The 9,875-nt window shown below is 59.2% G+C and carries 11 protein-coding genes; 7 read left to right on the forward strand and 4 right to left on the reverse strand.

Going from position 1 to position 9,875, the window contains the following annotated elements:
* Positions 1-17 precede the first annotated feature (17 nt).
* The 5 genes from ACKVY0_RS17405 to ACKVY0_RS17425 are packed head-to-tail and all read left to right on the forward strand — an operon-like array spanning position 18 to position 4,047.
* A complete protein-coding gene (locus ACKVY0_RS17405) occupies positions 18-290 on the forward strand; it encodes a hypothetical protein (RefSeq protein WP_409216097.1) in 273 nt (90 codons plus the stop codon).
* 5 nt (positions 291-295) lie between these two features.
* Positions 296-826 (forward strand): hypothetical protein, encoded by a 531-nt coding sequence (locus ACKVY0_RS17410; RefSeq protein WP_409216098.1) that lies wholly within the window; start codon positions 296-298, stop codon positions 824-826.
* Complete coding sequence (locus ACKVY0_RS17415; RefSeq protein ID WP_409216099.1) at positions 823-1,089, forward strand: hypothetical protein; 267 nt, start codon at positions 823-825, stop codon at positions 1,087-1,089. The genes ACKVY0_RS17410 and ACKVY0_RS17415 overlap by 4 nt, the downstream gene beginning before the upstream one ends.
* Positions 1,090-1,103: 14 nt before the next feature.
* Positions 1,104-2,444: a sulfate adenylyltransferase subunit 1 gene (locus tag ACKVY0_RS17420; RefSeq protein ID WP_409216100.1), complete on the forward strand. Its 1,341-nt coding sequence runs from the start codon at positions 1,104-1,106 to the stop codon at positions 2,442-2,444.
* Between the two features lie 40 nt (positions 2,445-2,484).
* Positions 2,485-4,047, forward strand: a complete 1,563-nt coding sequence (locus tag ACKVY0_RS17425; protein WP_409216101.1) for a phytoene desaturase family protein — start codon at positions 2,485-2,487, stop codon at positions 4,045-4,047.
* Positions 4,048-4,061: 14 nt separating this feature from the next.
* Here the strand turns inward: ACKVY0_RS17425 and ACKVY0_RS17430 are convergent, their stop codons facing one another.
* Entirely contained in the window at positions 4,062-5,252 is a 1,191-nt protein-coding gene (locus ACKVY0_RS17430; RefSeq protein ID WP_409216102.1) for a glycosyltransferase family 4 protein, read from the reverse strand.
* A gap of 11 nt (positions 5,253-5,263) precedes the next feature.
* Positions 5,264-6,796, reverse strand: a complete 1,533-nt coding sequence (gene rseP / locus ACKVY0_RS17435; protein ID WP_409216103.1) for an RIP metalloprotease RseP — start codon at positions 6,794-6,796, stop codon at positions 5,264-5,266.
* A gap of 201 nt (positions 6,797-6,997) precedes the next feature.
* Here rseP and ACKVY0_RS17440 point away from each other — a divergent pair, with 201 nt between their 5' ends.
* On the forward strand, positions 6,998-7,768 hold the full coding sequence (locus tag ACKVY0_RS17440) for a DUF3313 family protein (RefSeq protein ID WP_409216104.1): 771 nt from the start codon (positions 6,998-7,000) through the stop codon (positions 7,766-7,768).
* A 145-nt stretch (positions 7,769-7,913) separates the two neighbouring features.
* The gene (locus ACKVY0_RS17445) at positions 7,914-8,423 is read left to right on the forward strand and encodes a YMGG-like glycine zipper-containing protein (protein WP_409216105.1); all 510 of its coding nucleotides are present in this window, start codon (positions 7,914-7,916) and stop codon (positions 8,421-8,423) included.
* A 52-nt stretch (positions 8,424-8,475) separates the two neighbouring features.
* Here ACKVY0_RS17445 and ACKVY0_RS17450 read toward each other — a convergent pair whose 3' ends face one another.
* Positions 8,476-8,937 (reverse strand): RidA family protein, encoded by a 462-nt coding sequence (locus tag ACKVY0_RS17450; RefSeq protein ID WP_409216106.1) that lies wholly within the window; start codon positions 8,935-8,937, stop codon positions 8,476-8,478.
* A gap of 13 nt (positions 8,938-8,950) precedes the next feature.
* Positions 8,951-9,523, reverse strand: a complete 573-nt coding sequence (pgsA, locus tag ACKVY0_RS17455) for a CDP-diacylglycerol--glycerol-3-phosphate 3-phosphatidyltransferase (RefSeq protein WP_409216107.1) — start codon at positions 9,521-9,523, stop codon at positions 8,951-8,953.
* Positions 9,524-9,875 lie beyond the last annotated feature (352 nt).

A 9,875-nucleotide genomic window follows, 5' to 3' on the forward strand; every position in this document is an offset into this window, starting at 1 on the left:
TGTGCTAGCCTGCGCTTATGACTGCGACCATTCCACTCCATCACGGCACCTTCACGCTTCCCGAGTTTTTCACGGCGAAATTTGGTTTGAAGAGTGATGACGTCATTATCATCGAGGACACGCCCCAAGGCATCCTGTTGAAGCCTAATCGTATTGAGTCCACCCGTGTCTATTCCGATGAGGAAATGACACAGTGGGAGTCTGAAGAGCGTGCGCTGGAACCGCATCGTCAGTGGCTGGAAGCTGAACTCGCCAAGGTCTCGAGGGACGAATCACGCTGGGGATCATGAGGCGAGTGTTTCTGGATGCCAATATTCTTTTCAGCGCCACCACACCTGGCGGCTTTATTCGTGATCTCGTGCGCTGGATCATCACTTTCGCGGAGGGCGTGACGAACGAGTATGCGCTGGGGGAAGCGCGAAAAAATTTGGGGATGCGACAGCCTGGTCGATTGCAAGACCTCGAACTGCTCGGCAAAGAACTCCACATCATTAACCACACAGTCCCGCCGCCTGATGTCGATCTGCGTGCCAAAGACATCCCCATCCTTGTTGGGGCCATCGCGGCTAAATGCACGCATCTGCTCACTCAAGACCAACGGGATTTTGGTCCTTTCTTCGGCCATACAATTCAAAGCGTGCTGATAACCAGCCCCAACCGTTTTTTGTGGGAGATCCGACAATCCGAAAAGGAGCAATTTGAAGCCATCCAGCGTGAAGCCGCCTCCAAGCTGACTCAAAAACTCAAGGATGCTGCTTTCGACGAAATCCGCGCCCTGGATGCCCCTCCGCTCCCTGGCGACGAAATGCCCGAAGCATCACTATGAACTCTCTCGCAAACGCACTTGCCTATGCGATGGCCTATTTGGGAACCGTCGCACGAGAATCCGAAGCGGACGAAGATAATGATGCCGACGCGCTGGAATCAATCGCGGCAGAACTAGCATCGATTACTCCGAGAGAACGCCAAGCTCTTCAAGACGCGGCTAAGTTAGCCATCTCCAGCGAAGAAACGTCTGAATCACCCAATTACAGCCTCATCAATGGCTGCAATGATGTACTCGAACATCTCAAAGAGACCGAAGACTAAACTCATTTTTTACCATGGACCTCCTAGTCAACCCCACCGAATCCTCTCTTCTCCGCTTCACCACTGCTGGTTCCGTCGATGACGGAAAGAGCACATTGATCGGACGCTTGCTCTACGACTCGAAGTCGATCTTCGAAGACCAGCTTCTTGCCGTCGAAGAATCCTCCAAGCGTCGTGGCGATGCGCATGTGAATCTCGCACTGCTCACCGACGGCCTGCGCGCCGAACGCGAGCAGGGCATCACGATTGACGTGGCTTACCGCTATTTCGCCACGCCGAAGCGGAAATTCATCATCGCGGACACGCCTGGGCACATTCAATACACGCGCAACATGGTCACTGGGGCCTCCACTGCGGATCTGGCGATCATCTTGATCGACGCACGCCTCGGTGTGATCGAGCAGACAATGCGGCACACCTATCTCGCGTCACTGCTGCGTATTGGGCACATCGTTCTGGCCGTGAACAAGATGGACCTCGTGAATTTCGATCAGGCGGTCTATGACAAGATCGTCGGCGACTTCCAAGCCTTCGCCAAAGGCCTGGACAATCTCCCGCAGGTCACGCCGATCCCGATGAGCGCGCTCAATGGCGACAACGTGGTCGATAAATCCGACAGCACACCGTGGTACACCGGCCCGTCGCTTCTTCAACATCTCGAAACCGTCCAGGTGCATGCCGAAACGGCCGCCGATGAAGCGCGCTTCGCCGTGCAGTGGGTCATTCGCCCGATTTCCGACCGCAAGGACGCCAAACTGGGCAATCTGCACGATTACCGTGGCTTCGCCGGCCGCATGGCCAGCGGCACCTTCCGCGTGGGTGATGACGTGCTCGTTTATCCCTCAGCGATGAAGTCGAAGATCACCGGCATTCACACTTACGAAGGCCCGCAGCCCGAAACGACACCGCAACTCAGCTACAGCATCACCGTGGCCGATGAGATCGACACCAGCCGCGGCGGCATGATCGTGAAGGCGAACGAACCCACTCAAACGAGCCAGGAATTCGACGCCATGATCTGCTGGTTCGCCGACAAGAAAACCCTCAAGCCCCGTGGCCGCTTTCATCTGCGCCATACCACCAACGATGTGCGAGCTGTCGTCACCGACGTGCTTTACAAAGTGAACATCAGCACCCTCGAAAAGAGTGCCGAGAACAAAGAGTTCGCCCTCAACGACATCGGCTGCATCCGCATCCGCACCGCCGCGCCGATTTTCTTCGACCCCTATTTGAAAAATCGCACCACCGGCAGCTTCGTCCTCGTCGATGAACAGACCAACAACACTGTCGCCGCCGGCATGATCCTCAAGTCGCTGACTGATGCTGGTGACGAAGACGCGGAAGTGGCGATCTAAAGTGCGAAACAGGTTCATGGCCGCGTAATGGTGCGCAGCCATGATTTACGACGGCATCCTTCTCGGCTCCGGGCACAATGCGCTGGTGCTCGCGTGCTATGCGGCACGCGCAGGCTTGAAAGTGGCCGTGGTGGAGAAAAATGACATCGCAGGCGGAGGTTTGGCGACGGTGGAGCATCCGCCGACCTCCGGCTTCAAGCACAACACGCATTCGTTCTTCCATCGTGGCATCACGGCGATGCCGTGGTATCGCGACTTGGAGCTGGAACGGCATGGCGTGCGCTACATCGAGCCGGAGCTGAATGTGGCGATGATTTTACCAGAAGATCGCGTGCTGGAGTGGTGGACCGACTTTGAGAAGACGTTCGCGTCGTTTGCGGCGACCTCGCCACGCGATGCGCAGCGGCTACGCGAGTGGACGGAACGCTTCCGGCCCATCGTGGAGCAGATCATCATCCCCGAAGCGCAGAATGCGCCGCTGCCGCCGGAAGAACGAGTGGCGAAGCTGAAGCAGACGGCGCTCGGGCGCATGCTGCTGGAAGTGCAGGCGCTGTCACCGATGGAGTTTGTGATGCGCGAGTTCGAGCATCCGGCGGTGCAGGCGGGTTTGCTGTTCTTCAACGGCCTGCGTGAGGTCGATTTGCGGCAGAAGGGCTTCGGGCATTCGATTCCCTCGTTGCTGGCGAGTCCGCGCAAGGCGCAGATGTGCCTCGGTGGTTCGCGCAAGCTGGCGGAAGCACTGTGCGCTGATTTGCGGGAGCATGGCGGCGAGATTTTCACGAACTGGCAGCCACGCTCGATCCTGACGCGCAACGGCCGTGCCTGCGGCGTCGAATCCATGACGGGAGATCGCATTGAGGCCTCGCAGTTCGTCGCGAGTGGATTGAATCCGCAGCAGACGTTCCTCGATTTGATTCCAGCGGATGTCGCTCCGGCGCATCTGCGTGAACGGGCGGCGGGTTTTGAGTACAACCTGCTCGCACCGCTGTTCGCGCTGAATTTGAACCTGCGCGAGCCACCGCGTTATGCTGCGGCGGAAAAGCATCCTGAATTGAACCAGGCGTTCATGATGACCCTCGGCCTGGACGATGTGAATCAGTTCCACGACATCGTCACCGCTCACGAACGCGGTGAAATTCCACGCACGGTGATGTGGGGCACGTGCCCGACGCAGTTTGATGCCTCGCAGGCTCCCGCAGGCCGGCACACGGCCTTCATGTGGGAAAAACTGCCCTACGCACTGCATGGCGATGCGCGGAACTGGGATGCGCACAAGGAACAGCATGGCCGCGAGATGCTGACGCTCTGGCAAAGCTACGCGCCGAATTTGCGCGAGGCCGTGCTCGACAGCTTCACCCGTAGCGCTCTCGATACCGAGCGCCTGCTGCCGAACATGATGCGCGGCGATTTGCTGGTGGGATCGTTCGCCAACGATCAAATCGGCTACCATCGCCCCTTCAAAGGCGCGGGCACCTACCGCACCGAAATTCCCGGCCTCTACCTCTGCGGCGGTTCCACGCATCCTGGCGGCAATGTGACCGGCCTATGCGGCTTCAATGCGGCGAAGGTGGTGCTGGCAGACGCATCTATCTCGCCCCTTTGAGCAGATTCAGCCAACTATTGCGCACGACTCTTTTGATCGGCGGCCTGATAGGCTGCCAGTAACTGCGCCACGCTGCGTTCCCAGTTTAGTTCCTGTGTGAGACGCTGATGGCCGGCGGCGGCGATGGTGGCGCGGCGAGTGGGATCATCGAGGAGGTCGAGGATGGCATCGCCGAGTTTCTCCGCGCTGTTTTCCATGACATAGACGGCACCGTCGCCGGCGGAAAAGCGGCCTTCGACGGTGCCGAACATGACCATCGGTTTGGCGAAGGCCATGTATTCGAGCACCTTGTTCATGGTGCAGTGGTCGTTGTAGGCGTTGATGGGATCGCAGGCGACGCCGAGGTCGATGGTGCGCAGGGCGCGGCAGAGGAACTCGTCGCTGACACGGCCAGGCATGTTGATGTACTCCTGCAAGCCGAGTTGGTCACGCTGCGCGAGCAGTGCGGCATGTTCGGGGCCGGAACCCATGAGGAGGAACTGCACATCACCGCGTTTGCGCGTTTTGACGATGTGCTCGGCGGCCCGAACGAGGTAATCGACACCGTCGGCATTGCCCATGACGCCGATGTAGCCGACGAGATGCTGTTTGCCGGCACGCAACGCTTCATCCGGCTGCGCAGCGGTGTTCATGCGGCTGGGAGCGGTGCGCACGATGAAGGCGCGATCTTCGCGCAGCTTGCCACGCTGTTTGACGGCACGCAGCACGCTCTGATTGGTGGCGATGACGACGTTGGCGAGGGCGAGCGTGCAGCGTTCGGCAATGCGCACGGCCCAGTACATGAGGCCGCGTTTGCCGAACTTGGCCTCGAACATCTCGGGCCACAGATCATGCACGTCGAAGACGACTTTCACGCCGGCGAAGAGCTTGAACGGCAGGGCGACGAGGAAGAGCAGATCGGGCGGGTTGCAGAGATGGATCACGTCGAAACCGCCGCGTTTCCAGGCTTTGAGCGCACAGGTGAATTCACCCCAGAGTGCGGAGGCGTATTCGGCAATGAAGCCGCCGAGTGAGCCGGCCTCGCCACTGATCCAGTGGCGGTAGATTTGAATGCCTTCGAGCACTTCCTCCGCCTGCGTGTAGCCGCGCATCTGCGGGCAGATGACGGTGACGGCGTGTCCGGCATCACGCAGCGCACAGGCTTCCTGCCACACACGCCGGTCGAAGGGCACCGGCAGGTTTTCGACGAGGATGAGGACGCGCATGGTTCGCAAAACTAAGCACCAGGGGCGGCCTTGGTCGCACGTTCTGTCTTGGAGAGCCAGATGTCTTTGATGGGCAGCCCGTCCTTGGTGATCTTGCGCATTTCGGGGTCAGGTTTGCCGCCGCCAAAGATGTCGCCGGTGTCCTTGAGGGTGACGAAAATGATGAAGCCGAACAGCATCAGCGCGCAGGCGGTCTGAATGTATTCGAGGATGCGTCCTTGTGCCGGTTTGCGACGAATCGCCTCGGCGGCGGCCATGGTGATGTGACCTCCGTCGAGCACGGGGAAGGGCATCATGTTGAGGATGGCGAGGTTGATGTTGAACACGACGCTGAACCACAGCACGAGCTGCCAGCCATCGGGATGCTGGAAGAGCTTGTAGTACAGCCGGCCAACGCCCACCGGGCCGCTCATGTGCGCGGGACTGAGGTCTGACTTCGGGGAAAACAGCTTGGTCACGAGGTTGCCCATGTGCCGCACCGCATCGCTGATCTGCTCATACGGCGTGGGATTGCTTTCCTTGAGTCTGCCGTCGTTGTCCCATTCGATGCCGATCATCAGTTTGGGTGCAACCCGGTTGGTATCATCCGGGAAACGGGGAAGCAGGCTGAGCTGGATCGGCTTTTCATCACGCAAGATGTCGAGTGTGATCGTTTTCTGCGGGTTCTTTTCAATGTACTCTGCCAAATCGGCAATGCTGCGCAGCGGCGTGGCATCGGCTTTGAGCACGAAGTCGTTGGTCTTGATCCCGGCTTCATCGGCAGGAGTGTTTTCGAAAACACGGGCCACCATGGGTGTCATCTGGCCTTCTAGGCCGACGGAGCGTAGATCCGGGCGCTTGAAGATGGAACGCCACCAGGAAACCGGTACGGCTTTTTCTTCGGACTTCGGCCAGGCTTTGGGATCGACATTGAATTTCACCATCCCCTGGCCGGGACGCTCCACTTCAAAGGCAACGGTGTCGCCCTCGCTGGCGACTACGCCCCAGCGCACGCTGTCCACGAGACCTTCGAAGCGTTTCACCGGCTGGCCGTCCACGGTGAGGACTTTGTCGCCAGGGAGGATGCCCGCCTTGCTCGCTGGGCTGTCTTTGGCGACGTAGCCGACGACCGTCGTGGTATGCGACTCACTCTGCGGCTTGCCGACCATCCAAACAGCCACGGCAAACACGCAGGCGAGCAGAAAGCTGAACAACGGGCCTGCAACGGCAACGATGGCCTTGTCGAGCGGAGTGATCGTTGGGAGTGGTTCAGTGCTGGTTTCACCTTCGAGGCCGCCCATGGGCGCCATTTGCGGCAGGGCTACGAAACCGCCCGCCGGGATGCAGCCGAGGCCGTATTCGACGCCGTTGATGGTCTTTTTCCACAGGGGCTTGCCGAACCAAATGTAGAATTTTTCAATCTTCAGCCCCCGCCAGCGTGCGGCGAGGAAATGGCCCCACTCGTGGACGACGATCATGAGATTGAAGACCAGGATCACTTCCAGGATGAGGATGATGAATCGGAGAATTTCACCGAAGGTGCCGAGGGAGGAAAGCCATGCCATAGAGGGGGAGGGAAAATCAGGCGGAGCAGCGGCGGGATTGCCGGTGCATCGAAAGACAAGGCTGGAAAGCTAACACCCCCCCATGACTGGCGCAAATGATGCGGGAGGTTTGTGTGCTGAAGTGCGGATTATTTGATCCCGGCCTGCCGCGTGAAATATTTGCCATTTCGCTATCTCGCACGTATCCAAATCCACCCTCTGATGATGCTGATTCGCGCCGCTTTTCTCCTGTTTCTGCCTTGGCTGATGATCTCCTGCCGCACTGCCAAAAGCGTGCTGGGGGCGGTCGATGTCAAGCCCACGGGCTTCCTGCCGCATGCGGCGGAGCTGAAGGAAGACCGCAAGCGTTCGCCCTTCATCGGCAACTGGTGGAACAAGGATCCGCGTGTCCAAAAAGCCGCCGAACAGGTGAAGTCGATCTACATCGCCCCGGTGGTGGCGGATCAACTGCGGCCGATGCGGCAGAAATTCACCAAGCTCGAGTTCAGCGACAAACGTCGTGAAGAAAAGATGAACAGTCTTCTCGTCTATGCCCATGAGAAGTTCGTGAGCGCCTTCAAATCCAACAAAAAATCGCGTTTCGCCGTCGTGGACACGCCTTCGAAGGAGGCGATGACGCTGAAGCTGTCCATCATCGAGTGGGAGCCGAACACCTACTCGGGACTGGCGGTGAGAGAGGCGGTGGATCTGGTGACGCTGCCGATGGTTGGCAGCATGTTCGCCAAGCCTGCGCGCGGCATGATCGCCATTGAGGGGGTGCTCATTGAACCGACGACCGGGAAGTCGTTTTTCGAGTTTGCCGACAAGGAGGAGGCCAGATCGCTGCTCCTGTTCTTCCCGCAGGAGCTGTTTCCCACGGGGCAGGCCAAGTATGCCATCCGTGAATGGGCGCGGCAGTTTGAGAAACTCTTGAGCACGCCGACCGACAAGCGGGTGAAGGACAGTTGGCCCTTCCAGATCATCGCGTTCTGACACGGACAGGCGTTTGTGGGAGGCTCTCCCCATAAAAATCACACCCACTCCAGTGCAGCTGAAATTTTCACCCGCTGGCTGAATGATTCGTGATTGCCAAGGTCGGAGGTTTCGTGCGCTACTGCCAAGCGTAGCTCTATTCATCATGAAAACGCCTTTTCTTCGACTCGCCGTCATTCTCCTCGTTGGTGTTTCACTGACACTGACTTCCTGCCAGTATCCCTATTACAGCATGGGGCCCAATCAACGCTCCGGCACGCTTTATGGTGCTGCTGGCGGTGCCCTGCTGGGCGGACTCGTCAGCCATCGTCATCCGCTGCAAGGGGTGCTCATTGGTGGCATCCTTGGCGGCCTCGCTGGGAACGCCATCGGCTCCAGCCGCGACCGCTACTACTATGTGAACCGCAGCTCGGCCTACGGGAACCGGTATTACTACGGCAGGCCGTATTACTCCAGTTCGTACTCCCGGCCCACCTACTATTCGAGTTCGTACTATCGCCATCCCTATTACTCGAACCGCTACTACAGCAGCCCTTATTACAGCCGCAGCCCGTCGTACAGCAGCTACAACTATCGCCCGTGGGGCGGCAGCTATGGCTTCGGCCAGCCGTATGGCTGGGGCAGCGGTTTCGGCATCGGCTCACGCTGGTATTGAGCGCCGTCAGGCCGTGTCTCCACCAACCTGCGCTGGTAACGGCGCAGGTTTTTTAATGCAGCTCGAAGATGCCTTCGATCTCCACGGCGATGTTGCCCGGCAGCGATCCCATGCCCACAGCGCTGCGTGCGCCGATGCCGCAGTCTTCGCCCCACACCTCGCCAAACAGCTCACTGCAGCCATTGATGACCTTGGGATGATCGGGAAAGTCTGCCGTGCTGTTCACCATGCCGAGCAGTTTCACCACGCGCTTCACGCGGTCCAGGCTGCCAAGTTCGTTTTTCAACGTCGAAAGCAGCGCGAGTCCAGTCTGCCGCGCCGCTGCCTTGCCCGCCGCGAGATCGAGATCCGCGCCGACACGACCCGTGATGTAGTTCCCATCACCCAGATAAGGGCCATGACCGGAGATGTAGGCCACGTTGCCCACGATCACGACTGGCTTGTAAACACCGCCGCGTGGCGGTGCAGATGGAAGGCTGAGTCCGAGGGCGGTGAGTTGTTGTTCAGCGGTCATGGCGTGAAAGGATTCAGGCGTCGTTGAAGAGCTGGCGGTTCTTCCAGAAGTAGCTGAAACCGGAGGCCAGCGTCAGGAAAGTGGTGAAATAAATAATGATGTCCGCCACCCAGCCCGGCGTCGCGGCATAAAACGGTTTCGCAAAACTAAACAACGCCTCGTCGGAGGCCTGTTTCACGAGGAACCAGCTCACAGTGATGATCTGCCAGAGCATTTTGTGTTTCCCCAGCTTTTCCGCCATCAGGATGGCTCCCTGTCCCGCTGCGATGAGCCGGATGCCCGTCACGAAAAACTCCCGTGACAGCACCACCACCGCCACCCAGGCCGGCAGATCCCCGCGCTCCACCAGCAGGATGAAGGCCGCCGCGATGAGGATCTTGTCCGCCAGCGGGTCGAACAGTTTGCCAAAATTCGTCACAATGCCGCGCGCCCGCGCGATCCGGCCGTCGAAGTAATCGGTGATCGAAGCCACGCCAAACACCAGCGCCGCGATCGAGATGTGATGCGCCACCGGCAGGTAAAAACACACGACAAACACCGCCGTCAGTACAAGACGGGCGACAGTGAGCTGGTTCGGCAGATTCATGGGTTCGACGATCCCTCTGTCTAGCGATGGAATGGCCCTGCTGTCAATGCCGGGCCTGCGGCGAAATACACTTGGCTTAAAAAACGCACGAAGCCCCGCCTCCAGAGCGGATCCCCCCCCAGGACACTCTCAGCCGTAACGATGCAGTCAAAGGCAGTGGACGAAGACAGACTCAAACACCCGCAGGTGAAGTCTCGCGGCAGCGTCCTGGAGTGCGCCAGTCCTCTCTGAGCTTTACCCACAAGTATTTCGAGAACCGAAGCGCCGCCAAGCCTCGGTGATGGCGTCGAGTTGGTGCAGGCCTTGCCAGAGGACTTGGGCGCCTGGGTGCCCGTCGCCCTTGCGGCCCAGG

The sequence above is a fragment of the Prosthecobacter sp. genome (genome assembly GCF_046154365.1).
GTDB lineage: Bacteria > Verrucomicrobiota > Verrucomicrobiia > Verrucomicrobiales > Verrucomicrobiaceae > Prosthecobacter.

What these genes read in the sequence shown, in the direction of transcription:
- ACKVY0_RS17405 (WP_409216097.1), top strand. Translation starts at nt 18, where the DNA reads ATGACTGCGACCATTCCACTCCATCACGGCACCTTCACGCTTCCCGAG.
- ACKVY0_RS17415 (WP_409216099.1), top strand. Translation starts at nt 823, where the DNA reads ATGAACTCTCTCGCAAACGCACTTGCCTATGCGATGGCCTATTTGGGA.
- ACKVY0_RS17420 (WP_409216100.1), top strand. Translation starts at nt 1,104, where the DNA reads ATGGACCTCCTAGTCAACCCCACCGAATCCTCTCTTCTCCGCTTCACC.
- ACKVY0_RS17430 (WP_409216102.1), bottom strand. Translation starts at nt 5,252, where the DNA reads ATGCGCGTCCTCATCCTCGTCGAAAACCTGCCGGTGCCCTTCGACCGG.
- ACKVY0_RS17440 (WP_409216104.1), top strand. Translation starts at nt 6,998, where the DNA reads ATGATGCTGATTCGCGCCGCTTTTCTCCTGTTTCTGCCTTGGCTGATG.
- ACKVY0_RS17425 (WP_409216101.1), top strand. Translation starts at nt 2,485, where the DNA reads ATGATTTACGACGGCATCCTTCTCGGCTCCGGGCACAATGCGCTGGTG.
- ACKVY0_RS17450 (WP_409216106.1), bottom strand. Translation starts at nt 8,937, where the DNA reads ATGACCGCTGAACAACAACTCACCGCCCTCGGACTCAGCCTTCCATCT.
- ACKVY0_RS17445 (WP_409216105.1), top strand. Translation starts at nt 7,914, where the DNA reads ATGAAAACGCCTTTTCTTCGACTCGCCGTCATTCTCCTCGTTGGTGTT.
- rseP (WP_409216103.1), bottom strand. Translation starts at nt 6,796, where the DNA reads ATGGCATGGCTTTCCTCCCTCGGCACCTTCGGTGAAATTCTCCGATTC.
- pgsA (WP_409216107.1), bottom strand. Translation starts at nt 9,523, where the DNA reads ATGAATCTGCCGAACCAGCTCACTGTCGCCCGTCTTGTACTGACGGCG.